The 18,749-nt window shown below is 31.5% G+C and carries 17 protein-coding genes; 11 read left to right on the forward strand and 6 right to left on the reverse strand.

The features are described from left to right. Nucleotide 1: 1 nt before the first annotated feature. From ACY2RX_RS08535 to ACY2RX_RS08555, 5 genes are all read left to right on the forward strand, one after another. Nucleotides 2-691: a nitrate reductase cytochrome c-type subunit gene (locus tag ACY2RX_RS08535; RefSeq protein WP_490103550.1), complete on the forward strand. Its 690-nt coding sequence runs from the start codon at nt 2-4 to the stop codon at nt 689-691. Next, on the forward strand, nt 691-1,317 hold the full coding sequence (locus ACY2RX_RS08540; RefSeq protein WP_490103551.1) for a cytochrome c3 family protein: 627 nt from the start codon (nt 691-693) through the stop codon (nt 1,315-1,317). Before ACY2RX_RS08535 ends, ACY2RX_RS08540 begins: the two co-directional genes overlap by 1 nt. A 6-nt stretch (nt 1,318-1,323) precedes the next feature. Then, entirely contained in the window at nt 1,324-2,451 is a 1,128-nt protein-coding gene (locus ACY2RX_RS08545; protein WP_490103552.1) for a 4Fe-4S dicluster domain-containing protein, read from the forward strand. A 28-nt stretch (nt 2,452-2,479) separates the two neighbouring features. Continuing rightward, the gene (dsrP, locus tag ACY2RX_RS08550; protein WP_490103553.1) at nt 2,480-3,697 is read left to right on the forward strand and encodes a sulfate reduction electron transfer complex DsrMKJOP subunit DsrP; all 1,218 of its coding nucleotides are present in this window, start codon (nt 2,480-2,482) and stop codon (nt 3,695-3,697) included. A gap of 142 nt (nt 3,698-3,839) precedes the next feature. Beyond that, complete coding sequence (locus tag ACY2RX_RS08555) at nt 3,840-5,114, forward strand: alginate export family protein (protein ID WP_490103554.1); 1,275 nt, start codon at nt 3,840-3,842, stop codon at nt 5,112-5,114. Between the two features lie 129 nt (nt 5,115-5,243). Here ACY2RX_RS08555 and ACY2RX_RS08560 read toward each other — a convergent pair whose 3' ends face one another. The 6 genes from ACY2RX_RS08560 to ACY2RX_RS08585 all read right to left on the reverse strand — a co-directional run bounded on the left by ACY2RX_RS08560 (nt 5,244) and on the right by ACY2RX_RS08585 (nt 11,900). Further along, nucleotides 5,244-5,870 carry a LutC/YkgG family protein gene (locus ACY2RX_RS08560; RefSeq protein ID WP_490103555.1) on the reverse strand — a complete coding sequence of 209 codons (627 nt, stop codon included), beginning with the start codon at nt 5,868-5,870 and terminating at the stop codon, nt 5,244-5,246. Further along, a complete protein-coding gene (locus ACY2RX_RS08565) occupies nt 5,833-7,203 on the reverse strand; it encodes a lactate utilization protein B (protein ID WP_490103556.1) in 1,371 nt (456 codons plus the stop codon). The genes ACY2RX_RS08560 and ACY2RX_RS08565 overlap by 38 nt, the downstream gene beginning before the upstream one ends. 1 nt (nt 7,204) lies before the next feature. Further along, nucleotides 7,205-7,945, reverse strand: coding sequence for a (Fe-S)-binding protein (locus ACY2RX_RS08570; RefSeq protein WP_490103557.1), 741 nt, complete (start codon nt 7,943-7,945; stop codon nt 7,205-7,207). A 17-nt stretch (nt 7,946-7,962) separates the two neighbouring features. Then, nucleotides 7,963-9,258 (reverse strand): L-fucose:H+ symporter permease, encoded by a 1,296-nt coding sequence (gene fucP / locus ACY2RX_RS08575; protein ID WP_490103558.1) that lies wholly within the window; start codon nt 9,256-9,258, stop codon nt 7,963-7,965. A 52-nt stretch (nt 9,259-9,310) separates the two neighbouring features. Further along, on the reverse strand, nt 9,311-10,750 hold the full coding sequence (gene aldA, locus ACY2RX_RS08580) for an aldehyde dehydrogenase (RefSeq protein WP_490103559.1): 1,440 nt from the start codon (nt 10,748-10,750) through the stop codon (nt 9,311-9,313). Nucleotides 10,751-10,994: 244 nt separating this feature from the next. Beyond that, nucleotides 10,995-11,900: a helix-turn-helix domain-containing protein gene (locus ACY2RX_RS08585; protein WP_490103560.1), complete on the reverse strand. Its 906-nt coding sequence runs from the start codon at nt 11,898-11,900 to the stop codon at nt 10,995-10,997. 100 nt (nt 11,901-12,000) lie between these two features. On the opposite strand from ACY2RX_RS08585, the gene rhaD reads away from it, so the two are divergent. The 6 genes from rhaD (at nt 12,001) to ACY2RX_RS08615 (ending at nt 18,745) form a co-directional block, all read left to right on the forward strand. After that, nucleotides 12,001-12,795: a rhamnulose-1-phosphate aldolase gene (gene rhaD, locus ACY2RX_RS08590; RefSeq protein WP_490103561.1), complete on the forward strand. Its 795-nt coding sequence runs from the start codon at nt 12,001-12,003 to the stop codon at nt 12,793-12,795. Between the two features lie 19 nt (nt 12,796-12,814). After that, nucleotides 12,815-14,602, forward strand: a complete 1,788-nt coding sequence (locus ACY2RX_RS08595) for an L-fucose isomerase (RefSeq protein WP_490103562.1) — start codon at nt 12,815-12,817, stop codon at nt 14,600-14,602. A gap of 198 nt (nt 14,603-14,800) precedes the next feature. Next, on the forward strand, nt 14,801-16,114 hold the full coding sequence (locus ACY2RX_RS08600) for an FGGY family carbohydrate kinase (RefSeq protein WP_490103563.1): 1,314 nt from the start codon (nt 14,801-14,803) through the stop codon (nt 16,112-16,114). Nucleotides 16,115-16,119: 5 nt separating this feature from the next. After that, on the forward strand, nt 16,120-17,274 hold the full coding sequence (locus ACY2RX_RS08605; protein WP_490103564.1) for an iron-containing alcohol dehydrogenase: 1,155 nt from the start codon (nt 16,120-16,122) through the stop codon (nt 17,272-17,274). A 370-nt stretch (nt 17,275-17,644) separates the two neighbouring features. Then, the gene (fucU, locus tag ACY2RX_RS08610; protein ID WP_490103565.1) at nt 17,645-18,079 is read left to right on the forward strand and encodes an L-fucose mutarotase; all 435 of its coding nucleotides are present in this window, start codon (nt 17,645-17,647) and stop codon (nt 18,077-18,079) included. A 123-nt stretch (nt 18,080-18,202) separates the two neighbouring features. Continuing rightward, a complete protein-coding gene (locus tag ACY2RX_RS08615) occupies nt 18,203-18,745 on the forward strand; it encodes an RNA polymerase sigma-70 factor (protein ID WP_490103566.1) in 543 nt (180 codons plus the stop codon). Nucleotides 18,746-18,749 lie beyond the last annotated feature (4 nt).

The raw sequence follows: 18,749 nt of genomic DNA on the forward strand, positions 1-18,749 counted from the left end.
TATGAAAAAACGATTAGGTATTATTTCGTTATTTGTACTTCTATTTATTGCTTTTATAGTTGTATGGAATTTTAGTTACCAAACAGGTAAAGAAGAAGCATATATTCCTATGTCTAAAGATATAGAAAACCCTGTAATTTTTGGAGAAAAAGCAGTGTTTGAACGTTCTGAATACGCTATAGATTATGCTAATATGCCTGTTGATAGAAATCATCAACGTAAAATGGATAACTATTTTGATGATAGAGCTTTTTATGGTGCGCCACCAAGTATTCCTCATGAAGTAAGTAGTGAAAGAAATATGGGAGGTAATAGCTGTTTAAAATGTCATAAAAACGGCGGGTATGTAGATAAGTTTAAAGCTTATACACCAGTAACACCACATCCAGACAAAGTAAATTGCCGCCAATGTCATGTGCCTCAAAAAACCAAAGGGTTGTTTAAAGCTTTTACTTATAGAAGAATTGAAGCTCCAAAACCAGGAAAAAATAATGCACAATTAAGTAGTCCTCCTGTAATTCCTCATCAATTGCAATTAAGAGAGAATTGTTTGGCTTGTCATGCAGGACCAAGTGCTCCTAGAGAAATAAGAGTATCTCATCCAGAGAGAGTAAATTGCCGCCAATGTCATGTGCCAAATAATAAGGTAACTGTAGATATTGGAGAATTCACCAGAAAAATAAAGAACTAATGAGAAACTATTCAATTATTAAACTAACAATCTTTTTTGTTTTAGTATCTCTTGTAATTTCTTCTTGTAAACATAAAGAGGAAGAGTATCATAGTATTACTGATAAAATTAAAGCAAAAAGTAAAAATTATCACGGTGTATCAGTTTCATCAGAAAATTATTTTGATGATGTTAAAATGATTAAAATCTCTGAAGACAACCATACTTTTTTAATTCCAGAAAGAAAAAGTCAGATTAAATCTTATGCTTGTACAGAGTGTCATACAAAACCATTAAATCAGTTGCATAGTAAAGATGTAAAAAAAGCGCATTGGGATATAAAATTAGCACATGCAGATCTAAATACTATGAATTGTATTACTTGTCATAATGAAAAAAATATGGACGAGTTAAAAAGTTTAACCGGTTCTAAAATCGATTTTAATAAGAGTTATAAACAATGTAGCCAGTGTCATACAAAACAATTTGATGATTGGAAAGGCGGAGCTCATGGAAAGAAAATTGGAGGTTGGGCACCACCCAGAGCATCTATGACTTGTGTAAATTGTCATAATCCGCACAAGCCACATTTTGAAACTAGATGGCCAGCACGTTTTAATACTCAAAAGATTAAAGAAAGAAAATAAAAAGGCATGAGCAATACTAACGAAAAATGGTTTTCTTTAAATTTAAATAGCCAACATAAGCAAACATCTAGTTCTTGTGGTTGTGGTAAAACAGAAGGAGGTTGTAATTCTCATCAACCTAAAGAAAATCTAACAGAACAAGAGTTTTTAGAAGCCGCAGTTAATGCATCAATAGGAGAAGAAGTTAAGAAAGATGGTTTTGACCAAGTTTTTGATGTAAAAATGAATAGAAGAACGGCCTTTAAACAATTAACAGCAAGTTTGTTAATTGGAGCAGGGGCAGTAACCACTTCATGTACTTCTGTTGTGGGAGATAAAACCAAAGAAAAAGCACAAATAGATTGGGAAGAACAATTTAAAGGAAATTATAAATTGATGTCTGATGATGAGAAAAATGCTACTGTAAATAGATTAGTTCGTTCTTATCAAATTAGAACCAATAAAACCATAAGTATGTCCTCTAAAAACGCAGACAAAGATGTGCTTTTTGGATACGCTTTTAATATATCTAAATGTAAAGGATATATGGATTGTGTAAGTGCTTGTGTAGAAGAAAACAATCAAGACAGAAATTCACAAATGGAATATATCAGAATTCATGAAATGAAAGATGGTAAAGGTTTCAATTTTAGTGAAGCAGATGACAATTATTATCATGAAGTACCCGCAGAAGGGCATTTTTATATGGGAACTCAATGTTTTCATTGCGATAATCCACCTTGTGTAGATGTGTGTCCTGTACAAGCAACTTGGCGTGAAGAAGATGGCTTGGTTGTAGTAGATTACGATTGGTGTGTGGGTTGTAGATATTGTATGGCAGCTTGTCCTTACGATGGTAGAAGATTTAATTGGAGCAAACCAGAAGTGCCAGAAGCAGAAGTAAACAAAAACCAACATTACCTTGGTAATAGAATGCGTAAGAAAGGCGTTATGGAAAAATGTACATTCTGTGTGCAACGTTCTAGAGCAGGTAAAAATCCTGCTTGTGTAGAGGCTTGTCCAACAGGAGCACGTGTTTTTGGTAATTTGTTAGATCCAAATAGTACAATACGTTGGGTTTTAGAAAATAAAAAAGTGTTTAGATTAAAAGAAGATTTAGGAACAGAACCAAAGTTCTGGTACTATATGGACTAAAATATTTTTCAATAGAAAAAAAGAAAACATGAGACGACTTAAGGTTTTTAAAAGTTTAATAAAAGGAAGTTTAGACGTTATTACACACGGCTCTAGAAAATATCATATTTGGATGGCATTTTTGACTTTTGTAATGTTAACAGGAATGTATTGTTATTCTATTCAACTAGAAGAAGGACTAAGTGTTACTGGTATGACAGACAAAGTAAGTTGGGGTCTTTACATCTCTAACTTTACATTTTTAGTAGGAGTAGCAGCAGCAGCAGTAATGTTGGTAATGCCAACCTATGTTTTAAAAGATATCGATTTTAAACAAGCAGTTTTAATAGGAGAAGGTGTAGCTGTAGCAGCATTAATTATGTGCTTGGCATTTGTAATTGCAGATATGGGAGGGCCATCAGTTTTATGGCATATGATACCAGGTATTGGTGTTTTTAACTTTCCTGATTCTATGTTAACTTGGGATGTTTTAGTTTTAAATGGATATTTATTTTTAAACATTACCATTCCTTTTTATATTCTTTTTAGACATTTTCAAGGAAAAGAATCTAAAAAAAGTGTGTATATACCAGGCGCATTATTATCAGTTTTTTGGGCAGTAGCGATTCACTTAGTAACGGCATTTTTATACCAAGGTTTACAAGCACGTCCGTTTTGGAATAATGCCTTATTAGGACCTCGTTTTTTGGCATCAGCTTTTGCAGCAGGGCCTGCTTTAATCATTCTAGTTTTAGCCGTAATTAGAAGTTTTACAGAATTTAAAGTGCCAGATAAAACCATTAAAAAAATAGCAATGGTGGTTACAGTTGCAGCACAAATTAACATTATTATGTTAATTTCTGAATTGTTTAAAGAGTTTTATGCACCAACACATCACAGTGAAAGTGCTTATTATTTATTCTTTGGTTTAGATGGTAAAACAGCTTTATTACCTTGGATTTGGACTGCTATTTCTTTAAATGTTTTAGCAACAGTAATTCTAACTTTTCATAAATTAAGAAACAATTTAAAAGTATTGTACTTTGCTTGCTTTATTTTATTTGTTGCTATTTGGATAGAAAAAGGATTCGGATTAATTGTTCCAGGATTTATACCTGGTCCTTATGGTAAAATAGCAGAATACACGCCAACAGGAATAGAAATTGGTGTTACTTTAGGTATTTGGGCTTTAGGAGCTTTAGTTTTTACAATTCTAGCAAAAACCGCAATTAGTATAGAAACAGGTAAACTTAGGTATAAAAAATAGTCAATTTTACTAACCAATATTTTATCTTGTAATATGAGATTTATCATATAAATAAGCAAAAAGCAAAACTATTTTTGTGTTTTGAATAATAATTTAGATTAATTAAAAACAAGTAAATTCAATTTATATTAAACAATAGAAAATGAAAAATAAGTACATTATTTTAGGATTAATGTTGATGTGTTTTCAATTTGTAAACGCACAATTTACATTAGATGGAGAATTTAGACCACGTACAGAATATCGTCATGGATTTGGAAGTATAATTCCGGATGCAGCAGATGCAGGATTTGGAATCTCTACCAGAGCAAGATTAAATGCTGGTTTTATGACAGATAATTACTGGGTATATATTAGCTTACAAGATGTTATGGTTTGGGGAGAAAACAGACAAATTTTACCTTATGACCAAAACAATTCTTTTGCAGTATTCCAAGCTTGGGCAGAACTAAAATTAGGAGAAAATACTTCTACAAGAGTTGGGCGTCAAGTTTTATCTTACGATGACCAAAGAATTTTAGGAGGTTTAGATTGGGCGCAGCAAGGTAGAAACCACGATGCAGCATTATTAAAGTATAAAAAAGACAATTTTAAGTTAGATTTTGCTTTAGCATTTAACCAAGATTACTCTCACCCAACAGGCTTTAGGTCAGTAGGAACAGATTATAGTACAACAGGTTTTTTCTCGTATAAAACAATGCAAATGTTGTATATGAAACAAAAATGGGAAAAATTATCTGGTAGTTTATTGTTAATGAATAATGGATTTCAAAAGTACGACACTAGTAATAATCCTGATGGTGTAAGCAACTTACAAACTTTAGGGACTCATCTTACTTATAAAGGTGGAGATTTTGGTTTGTCTGCAAATGCTTTCCTTCAAACAGGAAAACGCCAAGGTGAAGTAAAGGTTAAAGGAGCTTATTTATTTGGCTTAGATGCAACTTTTAAAACAACTGATAATGTTACTTTAGGAGCAGGTTTAGAAATGATTAGTGGTAACGATGGTGGAGCTGGAGAAACAGGAGCGTTCTTCCCATTGTATGGTACTAACCATAAATTTAATGGTTTTATGGATTACTTTTATGTGGGTAATCACGCAAATTCTATTGGTTTAGTAGATATTCACGCAAGTGCAAACTTTAAGTTAAGTAACACATCTAGTTTAATGGCAAAGGTTTTAAACTTTAGAGGAGAACAAGCTTTAGCAAGTGGAGAAAAATCTTTAGGAACTGAAGTAGATTTAGTGTATAAAAAGAAATTTAAAGGGTATGCTTTAGTTGCAGGTTATTCTCATATGTTTGCAAATGATGGAATGTATGAACTTAAAAAAGTAGCAAAAGCGAATGCAGCTGATGTTCAAAATTGGGCTTGGGTAATGTTAGTAATTAAACCTAAGTTTTTATCAGGTAAATAAAAAGCAAAAGATTATATATTTAAAAGAGACAACAATAGCGTTGTCTCTTTTTTTTGTACAATATAATATTTTGTTTATAAGATAATTAAAGATAAAAAATACAGATATTACTTAGCGTCCTAAATGAAGTTAATTCTCCGTATTTATCAAAAATATACTCAAACTTAACGCGCCTTGTGCACCAATTACAAGAGATTGCTCAATATCAGCAGTTTTTGAAGGACCAGAAAGTAACACTCCAAAATCATTGTCTACCGCTGTTAATTGTTTGTAAGCTTGGTGTAAATACGGAACCACATCATTTTTATTAATTACCAACACTAAATGCTTGGTAATAAAAGGTAAAACGCGTACAGGTAATTGTTTATCATGAACCCAAACAGCACCATTTTCTGCAATTCCAAAAGATCCTTTTAAGATAAGCACATCTAAATCGTCTAAATCGTGTGGTTTTTGTAATTCAGATAAATTAATAGTATTAAATGCTTCTGTTTTTTCTAAAACAGAATAATTTAATGTTGTATTCGGATATAATTTTTTAACCTGATTGATAATATCATTGTTAGAAGTTGCAGTAAAGACATTGCCACCAACAATTTCAACCTTTTTTTTAAATTCTTTTAATTGATTGATGTCTTCGTAAAAAACTTTTGCATCAATTTTAGGTAACTCCAAAATTTCTGGTTTATTCTTTTCTATTTTAGACAATATTTGTTCTCTACTCATCATCTTTTTTTCTGTTTTTATACCAATCATCAAAACTTTCTTTTGGTCCGCTTGGTAAATCACGATGTTTTCCCCAAACGTTAGGTTTAGAATTGATAAGGCTTTTTGGCATATTTCTAAGCGACCAGCGTGCAAGTTTCCCAACTTTTTTATACTGAGAAGGATTCGCAAATATTTTTCCCATAGCTTCCATAGACTTCTTTTTTACAAAAGGTTGTTTGGTTTCTTTGGTAATTATTTGTCGCCATTTGTATAACTGTGTATGAATATCAATTTTTACAGGACACACATCAGAACACGATCCGCAAAGCGTAGATGCAAATGGTAACGTGCTATATTTTTTTAAATTTTTACCAGGTGATAAAATAGCGCCAATAGGTCCAGGAATTGTAGCGTTATAACTATGCCCTCCACTACGTCTATAAATAGGACAAGTATTCATACACGCTCCACAGCGAATACAATGTAAAGAAGCTCTAAAATCGGGTCTGCTTAGTTGTTTAGACCTGCCATTATCAACTATAATAATGTGCATTTTGGCTTCTTTTCGTGGTTTTTTAAAGTGCGATGAATATGTTGTTATGGGTTGCCCAGTTGCAGATCTTGCCAACAATCTTAAAAAAACACCTAAATGTTCTTGCTTAGGAATTATTTTTTCTACACCCAAACAGGCAATATGAACAGGTGCTAAATGTGCACCCATATCAGCATTTCCTTCATTTGTACAAACAACAAATCCGCCAGTATTGGCAATTGCAAAATTTACTCCTGTAATGGCAACATCTGCTGTAATAAATTTTTCTCGAAGATGTTTTCTTGCTTCATTAGTTAAGTACTGAGGGTCGCCATTACTAGGTTTTGTACCTAAATGATCTTGAAATAATTCATCTACTTCATACCTGTTTTTGTGTATTGCAGGCAAAACAATATGACTTGGTGGCTCTTTTGCTAACTGAACAATACGTTCGCCTAAATCTGTATCTATAACTTCTATGCCTTTATCCTCTAAAAAAGGATTTAAATGGCATTCTTCCGTTAACATTGATTTGCTTTTTACAACTTTTTTAGCATTAGTTTCTTTTAAAATAGAATGAACAATATGGTTGTGTTCATCAGCATTTGCTGCCCAATGAACTTGAACGCCGTTTTTTAAAGCATTTTCTTCAAATTGTACTAAATAGTTGTCTAAATTAGATAGGGTATGTGCTTTTATTTGCGAGCCTAATTGCCTTAATTGCTCCCATCCTTTAACGGAATGCGCAGATAAATCGCGTTTATGACGAACAAACCATAGTGCTTTATCATGCCAATCAACTCTTTTTTCGTTTTTATTGAAAATACTTGCTAATTTTGAATGACTCATTTTATTCTAGTTTGCTATTTAAAATTTCGGCAATATGTAAAACTTTTAAAGGTTGCTTGTTTCTATTTATCAATCCTTCTAAATGCATTAAACAAGAAGTATCTGTTGCAGTAATAACTTCTACACCATTGTTTAAATGATCTTTAATTTTATCTTTTCCCATTTTTACAGAAACAGCTTCTTCTGTTATGGCAAAGGTTCCTCCAAAACCACAACATTCATCACTTCTATCTAAAGGTATTATTGCTGCGCCTTTAACTTCTTTTAGTAATTCTTCGATATAAGAATATGGTTTGCTAACAACTTCAGAGCAAGAACCAAGTCTTAATCCTCTTAAGCCATGGCAACTTTTATGTACTCCTATTTTATAAGGGAAAGAAGCTCCTAGTTTTTTTACTTTTAAAACATTTAATAAGAAATCACACAATTCATAAACATTGTTTCGTACATTTTTTACATCATTAGTTTGAGGGATAATATTGTAATGTTTTTTTACGTGATAAGCACAACTTCCTGAAGGTGTAACTATATAATCGAAAGATTTAAAATTATCAACAAAATTATTACAGGCTCCAACAGATTCGTATTCGTAACCAGAATTTGCCATTGGTTGTCCGCAACAAGTTTGTTTTGTAGGATACACAACTTCTACATTTAGCTTTTCTAAAATTTGTAGTGTTGCTATGCCCACTTGCGGATATAACTGGTTTATGTAACAAGGGATAAAAAGACCAACTTTCAATTTTTTTAAATTTTATATTACTGATGTACTTTTAGTGTTCTGTAACCGTAAATTGCAATAATGCAAAAACAAATAAAAGGTAGAATAAACGAAAAATTTACTGCAGAAAAACTTCCAACGGTTTTTAGATCAATAATCAATCCTTGAAGAATAGGCATTAAAGCGCCACCAACAATAGCCATAACAAGTCCTGCTGCACCTAAAGCAGCATCTTCTCCTAAACCATTTAAAGCAATTCCGTAAATGGTAGGAAACATTAAAGACATAAAAGCAGAAGTAGCAATTAGACAATATAAACCAAACATTCCTTCAATAAAAATTACACCTAACATTGTAAACATAGCTCCTATTGCAAAAAGGGTTAAAAGTTTTCTTGAGTTAATGTATTTCATTAAAAAGGTACTTATAAAACGACTAGACAAAAAGATTCCCATTGCAAGAATATTGTAGTTTTGTGCTGTTGATTTTGAAATACCAAGGTTGTCTGCGTATTGAATGATAAATGTCCAACACATTATTTGTGCAGCCACATAAAAAACTTGTGCGAATACACCTTCTCTATATTTTGAGTTTCTTAAAAGCCTACCAAAAGAAGAAGCAACACTTGTTTGGTGTTCATTCTTTTTTCTTTTGGGCATTTTAGTAAATAAAATAATTAAAAGCATTACAACAACTACACAGCCTAAAATAAGATAGGGGTTTCTTATAATTTCTAAATCATGGGTTCTTATAATTGCTTTTTTTGCACTATCTAACGTAGAAAAAATTAACTCTCCAGCTTCATTTCTTTTGTCAGAATCTAAGGCTGTAAGAATAAATTTTGAGGCAACAAACATTCCAAACAAAGAACCTATTGGGTTAAATGCTTGCGCTAAATTTAATCTTTGAGTAGCAGTGCGTTCATCTCCCATAGACAAAATAAAAGGATTTGCAGTGGTTTCTAAAAAAGCCAATCCAAAAGTTAAAATATATAAAGACACTAAAAAGAAACCAAAAACTTCATATTGAGCTGCTGGAAAAAATAGAAAAGCCCCAATAGCATATAAAGTTAATCCTAGTATAATTCCTTTTTTGTAACTGTATTTTCTAACAAATAAAGCAGCCGGAATTGCCATAGTTGCATAGCCGCCATAAAATGCTAGTTGTACTAAAGCTGCTTTGGCTGTAGAAATTTCCATAACTGTGCCAAATGCAGCAACCATTGGGTTTGTTATATCGTTAGCAAAACCCCACAATGAAAAAAGTGATGTTATAATTATAAAAGGAAGTAAAACTTCTTTAGAAACAACAGGTATTTTTTCTTTTGAACTCATAATCTAAAAAATTTAAAAAACATAAACCTAACTTTTAAGGCTTGTTACATATTTATCTATATTGTGCATAAACAACTTTGGTTTGTAAATACTCTTCCATTCCGTGTTTACCATCAGCACCACCTAAACCAGATTTTTTCCAACCTGCATGAAATCCTTGAATAGCTTCAAAATGTTCTCTGTTTACATAGGTTTCTCCAAATTGCAGTTCGTTTGATGCGTGCATTACTTTGTTAAAATTTTCAGAAAAAATAGAAGAAGTTAATCCGTATTCACAATCATTTGCTAAATTAATAGCTTCGTCTAAATCTCCAAATTTCATCACAGGTAATATTGGTCCAAAAACCTCTTCTTGTATAATTTGCATTTTTTGATTGACATTGGTTAAAACCGTTGGTTGATAAAAATAACCTTTTTCAAATTGTTCTAAACGATTTCCTCCAACAAGAACTTCTGCGCCTTCTTTTTTAGCAAATTCTACCATTTCAGCAACTTTGTCTACTTGGTCTTTAGAAACCATACTACTCATATCTGGGTTATTGTCAGAAAAAGCATCTTCTACTTTTACTTCAGACATTTTTTTGGTTACTTTTTCCATAAACTCATCGTAAACAGCATTTTCTACATATACTCTTTCTGCACAATTACAAACTTGTCCACTAAAAATAACTTTTGATGAAACAATAGCATTAACTGCTAAATCTAAATTTGCATCAGCACAAACAATTGCAGGAGCTTTACCTCCTAATTCTAAAGATACTTTTGTAATGTTGGCAGCAGCAGCTTCCATAATTTTTTGACCCGCAAAAACACTACCTGTAAGACTTACGATTCCTGTAATTGGACTTTTTGTAAGCGCATTGCCAACAATAGAACCTGTACCACAAACAAAATTTAAAACTCCTGCAGGTAACCCAATATTTTTTATTAATTCAGAAAACTCCATAATAGTATTTGGTGCAATACAGCTTGGTTTTATAACACAGGTATTACCAGTTACTAAAGAGGGAGCTACTTTACGGGCCATTACAAAAAACGGAAAATTCCAAGGACAAATACCTACAGCGACTCCAATAGGAGCTTTATGTAAAAAGATGTGCTCTTTTTTTCTGTCAGATTGAATAATTTCTCCTTCTATTCTTCTTGCCCATCCTGCGTTATAATCAAAATAATCAGCAGTAACGTCAATTTCTACTTGTGCAAGCCCTATTACTTTTGCTTGTTCAGCAGCTAAAGTTTCAGCTAAAAAAACTCTGTTTTTTCTGATTACATCAGCCATTTTATGTAAATAACTAGCTCTTTCAATTGCTGTTAATGATTTCCAATTTTGTTGTGCAGTTTGGGCTGCTTCTAAAGCATTATTCGCATCAATTATAGATCCTTTAGGAATTAAAGATAAAACTTTTTCGGTACAAGGATTCAAAACTTCTTTCATATCAGAAGAAGTAGATTTTACAAATTTTCCGTTAATAAATTGATTGAATTGCTTCATAATAATGTGGTTTTTATAATAGTAAAAGAATAAAAAATATTTTTTTATTCTTTACTTACTATTAAATGTTAGTAATTATATGCGGTTTCCACAAATTTATAGATAAACACTACTTTAAGTTTTATCTATAACAATCAATAATATGTATAATTTAAACACTGTGCTATAATTGTTGATTTTAACTCAGGTTAAAACCCCTTTAATGTGAGTTGTTTAAGAGTGTTTTAGTTGCTGTGTAGAATTTTTATACTTGTGTGTATTTTCCTGAATTATATGAGCCAGGACTAATGCCTGTAACTAATTTAAAAACTCTAGAAAAATGGTATCTATCAGAAAAACCTAAAATAAAAGCAACTTCTTCTATTGTTTTATTTGTATGTTCAAATAATTCGCAAGATCTCGCAATTTTTCTTTTTTGTATAAAATTATGAAGTGTAATTTTCATTTCATTTTTAAATAAACGCGCAAAAGAATTAGGTGCCATATTAACTATTGATGCAATTTCTGGGTTTTTTAATTTATTACCTATATTAACTTCTATGTGGCGTATTACCTTTAAAACTCGTTGGTCAACATTAATTGTTTTCCATAATTCTGGTCCTATATTAGTTAAAGCTTCTTTTATAAAAGCTTGAAGTTTTAAATTAAAAGTAAATTTAAAATTTTTGTTTTCTATTTTTAATCTTTCAGTTAGATAAGCTAACCTATCTTTTAAGTAATCTGTTAGCTCAATTTTTAAAATACCAGGATACACATTATCAAAAGGAGAGCCAAGATTAAAGTGGATAAAGAAGTGAAATAAAGAATTTTCTGTATAAAGATTTTCATCAAAGTCATTTGTTAAATGACGACCCGAAACATGAATTCCGGTTTTAAATATATGTTTTTTGGAAGAACGAGAAGAAAAAGAAGTAAAAGGAGGTATTATATATAAAGCATTAGGTTTCATTATATGAATTTCATCTAAATGCACCAGCTCTCCACCTTCATTTTTATTCCAATAAATTCTCCAAAAAGGAAATATCATATCATGGCAATCCCATAAATCTAAAAGCCAATATCTACAGCAAAGTAACTTTAAATTAAAATTTATAAAATGCTGCTTGTTAGAAGATGGATCTCCTAACGCTATGTTTTTTGCTAGCTTCAATTTTTAATGACGTTTAAATTAGATACAAAAATACAAATTTTGAATATTTATTTGTGCCTACTCTGTTCGTAAATTTGTGTATTCAAAAATGTAGAATTTTATGAAAACAATAAATCTTCCTTTTAAAGTTGAAAATGAATTAAAAAAAGTATCTAAAGTAGCAGGATACTTATGGCAAAGAGAATGGGCAGAAAGAAATGCAGGAAACATATCTATGAATTTAACATCTTTCTTTACAAAAGAAGAAGTGAAAGATATTGGAGAAGAAATACCTTTCGATTTTCCTGAAGGAGCAGGTGGTCTTGTAATATATATTACAGGAACAGGATGTTATTTAAGAGATTTGGTAGATAAACTAGAAGAAGTTTCTTGCATCCTTTATATAAATGAATCTGCAACAGCATACTCAATTATTTGGGGTGGTAAACGCGAAAATTTTGGACCTACTTGCGAGTTAATTTCACATGCAAGTATTCATCTTTTTAATTCTATTCATCAGCCAGAAAATTTAGCGGTAGTTCACACACATCCTCTTGAGTTAATTTGTATGAGCCATCATGAGTTATTTGATAATGAAGAAGAACTGAATAGACAAATTTGGATGATGTGCCCTGAGGTAAAAGTATTTGTCCCTAAAGGAATTCATTGTACTCCATATGCTTTGTCTAGTACAGCAGAATTAGCTAAAGTTACTATAGAAGCATTTAAAACAAGAAATGTTTCGCTTTGGGAAAAACACGGAGCAACAGCTACAGCACCAGATGTAGAAAAAGCTTGGGATTTTTTAGATGTAGCTAATAAAGGAGCTAAACTTTTAATGATGTGTTGGGCTTCAGGTTTTAAACCAGCTGGGCTTTCCAATGAACAACTAACAGAACTAGAACAATTTACCTAATTGAAAAAAAATAATTAAGATGAACAGATTAATAGGTAGACTACCAAAAATAGGAATTCGTCCAGTAATAGATGGGCGTGAAGCAGGTGTAAGAGAATCACTCGAAGATCAATGTATGGATATGGCGAAAGCCGCCGCAAAATTGATTGAAAGCAATTTACGTTTCCCTAGTGGAGAACAGGTTGAATGTGTGATTGCAGACACCACCATAGGTGGAGTTGCAGATGCTGCAGCCTGTGCAGACAAGTTTAAAAAAGAAGGTGTAGAAGTATCATTAACAGTAACTCCTTGTTGGTGTTATGGAACAGAAGTTATGGATACTGACCCTTTAATGCCAAAAGCGGTTTGGGGTTTTAATGGTACAGAAAGACCAGGTGCTGTGTATTTAGCAGCAGCGTTAGCAGGCTATTCTCAAAAAGGATTACCTGCATTTGGTATTTACGGAAAAGAAGTGCAGGATGCTGGCGATATGAGCATTCCAAAAGATGTGGAAGAAAAACTTTTACGTTTTGCTAAGGCAGCTTTAGCGGTGGCACAAATGAAAGGGAAATCATATTTATCAATAGGTTACAGTTCTATGGGTATTGCTGGCTCTATGGTTGATGTTAATTTTTTACAAGATTACTTAGGCGTAAGAGCAGAATTTGTAGAATCTGTTGAAATATTACGTCGTATAGATGAAGGTATTTATGATAAAGAAGAATATGAAAAAGCACTAGCTTGGACTAAAGAAAACTGTGTTGAAGGAAAAGATTATAACAGTCCTGAAGCTCAAAAATCTGCCGAAGTAAAAGCAGAAGAGTGGAAAAAAGTGGTTAAAATGACACTTATTTGTCGTGATTTAATGATTGGCAATCCTAAATTGAAAGCACTTGGTTTTGGTGAAGAATCAAAAGGAAGAAATGCGATTATGGGTGGTTTTCAAGGACAAAGACAATGGACAGACTATCAACCTAATGCAGATTTTACAGAATCTATACTAAACTCATCTTTCGATTGGAATGGTATCCGTCAAGCTTTTGTTTTTGCAACAGAAAATGATTGTTTAAACGCAGTTTCAATGTTATTTGGACATTTATTAACCAATACAGCGCAATTGTTTTCAGATGTTAGAACTTATTGGAGCCCAGAATCTGTAGAGCGTGTTACAGGTAAAAAACTATCTGGTATCGCCAAAAATGGTATTATTCACTTGATAAATTCTGGGTCAACCACATTAGATGCTACAGCACAACAAACAGATGCAGATGGTAACCCAACTATGAAACCGTATTGGGATATTACCGAAGAAGAAGCACAAAAATGTTTAGATAACACAAAATGGCCAGCAGCCATTGGTGAATATTTTAGAGGTGGAGGCTTTTCATCACAATTTAAAACAAAAGGTACTATGCCTTTAACCATGTGTAGAATAAATTTAGTGAAAGGCATTGGTCCTGTCCTACAAATAGTTGAAGGATGGAGTGTAGAATTACCTGAAGATATTCATACTATATTAGACGAAAGAACAAATCCAACTTGGCCAACAACATGGTTTGTACCTAGGTTAACAGAAAAAGGATTCTTTAAAGATGTATATACTGTTATGGCAAAATGGGGCGCTAATCACGGAGCTATTTCTTACGGACATATTGGTGCAGATTTAATTTCGTTAGCCTCTATACTTCGTATTCCTGTGAATATGCATAATGTAGCTGAAGCTGATGTGTTTAGACCTAGTGCTTGGTCTGCGTTTGGAGAAAACCTAGAATCTGCAGATTACAGAGCCTGCGAAAATTATGGCGCATTATACGGATTTAAATCTTAAAAAAATAAATTTGAATTAGTTTTTAGATGAAGCTTCCATTATAATCGAAAAGAATTCCCCGAATGCTTGCATCGGGGTTTCAGTTGAAATTGTCATTCCCGTGAAAACGGGAATCTAAAATATTGAATTTCAAGAAATTGTTTTTATTAAGAAAACGCTCATTAAATGGGAGCTTTATCGTCTTAAATTGATCTAAAAATGAAAAAAGTAATAGCCGTTTTTGATATCGGAAAAACACATAAAAAAATCTTTCTGTTTGATCATAATTTTTCAGTCGTTTACAAAAATGTGATACGTTTTGATGAAACTGTAGATGATGATGGCTATCCTTGTGATGATATAAAGGCTATTGAAAACTGGATTACTTCGCAAATTAAAATTATTCAAAAAGAAGGTGAGTTTAAAATTAAAGCTATTAATTTTTCAACACATGGTGCATCATTAGTTTATTTAGATAAAGAAGGAAAACGCATTACGCCACTTTATAATTATTTAAAACCATTAGATATTGATTTTAATGATTTTTATGACAAATATGATGGTGTTGAAGAATTTTCAAGAAAAACAGCATCACCTGCTTATGGTATGCTAAATGCAGGTTTACAAATCTATTGGCTAAAAACAAAGAAGCCTCATTTTTGGAATAAAGTAGATGCTATTTTACATTATCCACAGTATTTAAGCTATTTATTTTCTAATAAAATTACAGCAGATTATACTTCTATAGGAGCACATACTGCTACTTGGAATTTTGATAAAATGGGCTATCATAAATGGTTAGAAAAAGAAAATATTTCATTACCAAAACCCACAAAAACGAGTAGTATTACAAAGCATAATGTAAATGGAGAAAATATTGCAATTGGTAAAGGATTGCATGATAGTTCATCATCAATAATACCACTTTTACAAAATAACAAAACAGATAGAGAATTTGTTTTATTATCAACCGGAACTTGGATTATCTGTATGAATCCTTTTAGCAAGAAAACCTTAACACAACATCAATTAAAAAACGATTGTTTGTGTTTTATGACTCCAGAAAAGCAACAAATAAAATCATCGATGCAATTTTTAGGAAAAGTGCATGAAGTGAATACCTTAATTCTTAGTAATTATTTTGGTGTTAAAACGGATTATTATACTGATTTAGAATTAGATAAAAATTTGTGTAAAAATGTGGTTTCAGCATCAAAAAATAGCTTTTTTAAAAAAGATATTCCAGAGAATTATAAAGGCGATATAAATCAATTAAAAAAATATAATAACTATAAAGCAGCTTATTATCAATTAGTTTTTGAAATAACGAATCGCGTTTATGAGGGTATTAAACTCATATTAGATAGTAACCATAATTTAAAAGATGTATTTGTTTCTGGCGGATTTAATAAAAACGACATCTTTATTTACTATCTGTCACTTATGATGCCAGAACAAAACATACAGTTTCCTAACTATAAAAATGCCAGTGCATTAGGAGCTGCCGTATTAATGAAAGAATTTTTAAAATAAAAGATATGTTACAAAGTAGAAGAATTTATTTACCTCCACTAAGTTTAATTGGACCAGGTTCTTTAAATGATTTAGGAGAAGAGTTAAAAGCACTTCCTTATAAAAAAGCACTTTTTGTTACCGATAATGTATTAGTTAAAATTGGTGTTGCACAAAAAGTGATGGATGTTTTAAAAGCATCTGATATAGATATGGTGCTTTTTGATGATGTTAAACCCAATCCAACCGTAAAAAATGTTAATAACGGATTAGATTTATTAAAAGAAAATAATTGCGATTTTATATTAACACTTGGTGGCGGATCTCCCCAAGATTGCGGAAAAGCAATTGGTATTTTAGCAACTAATGGCGGTGAAATTAATGATTATGAAGGTATTCATAAATCTAAAAAAGTGTCATTACCACTAATTGCAATAAACACTACTGCAGGAACAGCGAGTGAAGTTACCATAAACTATGTTATTACAGATGTAGAACGCCAAATAAAAATGGTAATGGTAGATAAAAACTGCTTAGTTTCTATAGCGGTTAACGACCCAGAATTAATGTTAGGCAAACCAGCAGACCTAACTGCAGCTACAGGTATGGATGCTTTAACACACGCTATTGAATCTTATGTTACAAAAGGAGCTTTTCGATGGTCTGATGCATTGGCATTAGAGGCTATTAAATTGATATCTGAAAGCTTAGAAGAAGCTGTACATAACGGCAACAACCTAGAAGCAAGAAGTAAAATGGCTTGGGGACAATTTATAGCGGGTCAATCTTTTTCAAACGCAGGTTTAGGATTTGTACACTCTCTGGCGCATCAATTAGGAGGTGTTTACGATTTACCACACGGTGTTGCAAATGCCATTTTATTGCCTCATGTAGAACGTTTTAACATTCCTTCATGTGCTCACAAATTAAAAAGAGTAGCTAGAGCGATGGGTGTAGCTGTTTTAGATATGAATGATGAAGAAGGAGCTTATGCAGCAATAGAAGCTATTGAAAAATTATCTAAAGCTGTGGGTATTCCATCAGGACTTGAAGAATTAGGCGTTAAGGAAGAAGATTTTGAAATAATGGCACAACACGCCTTAGAGGATGTTTGTACTGGAGGTAACCCTAGAGACGTTACTTTAAATGATGCAATATCAATTTATAAAGCTGCATTTTAAAATCTATTTTCTAAAACTTTAAAGCTATTTAGCAAATCTGAAAAAAAAGGAAAATGTAAAAAAGTATCTTAAAAACTTTATAAATTTTTAAGATACTTTTTTAGTTTAATTTATTTCTGAGTAACAACACCTAATTCTCCAACAGACATTTTCTTAACATCATCAACCATTTTAAGGTCTTTTCACTTAATATAACGCCCTTTTGTTTTGTTGAATTATCGGGTTATTTAAAATAAAAAATGTTAAAAAGTAGAAGAATTTATTTACCTTCACTGAGTTTAAAAGATTAGGTTTTTTAAAGGATTTAGGGGATGAATTAAAAATACTTTGTAACTGATAAAGTATTAAAATAAATTAAATATATTATAAAATGTTAAAAGGAATATCACCATTAATTAGTCCAACTTTATTGAAGATTTTAGCAGAAATGGGCCATGGAGACGAAATTGTTTTAGCGGATGCTCATTTTCCTGCAAAATCCCTTAACTCAAAAGTTTTACGATTAGATGGTGTGCCAATACCAGCTTTATTGTCAGGAATTTTACCTCTTTTTGAATTAGACAGCTACACTCCTTTTCCATTAATTATGATGGCAGCTGTTCAAGGAGATGTTTTAGATGCTAAGGTAGAAGAAAGTTATTTAAAAAGTATTCATACTATTTACCCTAATGCTGCACCAATAAAACGTATTGATAGATTTGATTTTTATGATAGAGCTAAAGATGCATTTGCTATAGTTATAACAGGAGAAACTGCAAAATATGGAAATATTATTCTTAAAAAAGGAGTAACACCAATAACTTAAAAAAGTCAATTAAGGCAATTATTTATATTAATTTTCGTAGTGTTTTGATGCTTATTTTTTAAAAGTAAGTTCTATTTATTTTATTTAAATTGCAAATTAATTAATCTAATTAAATAGTTTTCATTGGTAACTAAAGAGAATATAATCATTAAAGAAAAAATTAAAGAAATATTTGATTTATATTATCAAGGGCTTGTGCAATATGCTGCTCGTTTTTTGAATTTAAAAGACGAGTGTGAAGATTTAGTTCAAGATGTTTTTGTTGGGCTTTGGGAAAAAGAAAATATTTTTCCAGATAATATATCTCTTAAGGTTTACCTATATAAAACAACAAGAAACAAATGTTATAATGTTATTAAGCACAATAAGGTTAAAGACAAGTATGCTTCTAGTACTATAAAAGCCTTAGAAGACGATACCTTATTTCTAAAGCAATTATTAGAAGAAGAGGTAGTAAGGCAATTGCATAAATCTATAGAAGTGCTTCCAAAACGAAAAAAAGAAATTATTAAATTAAGTCTTAAAGGTTTAAAAAATAGCGAAATTGCTGAATCGCTAGGCATTAAAACACAAACTGTAAAAACCCTTAAATCACAGTCTTACAAAATTCTAAGAGAACAATTTGTAAAATTAGACACATTTATTTATTTTTTATTAGCTAACTAATAGC

Source organism: Polaribacter sp. 2405UD43-2, from assembly GCF_058147125.1.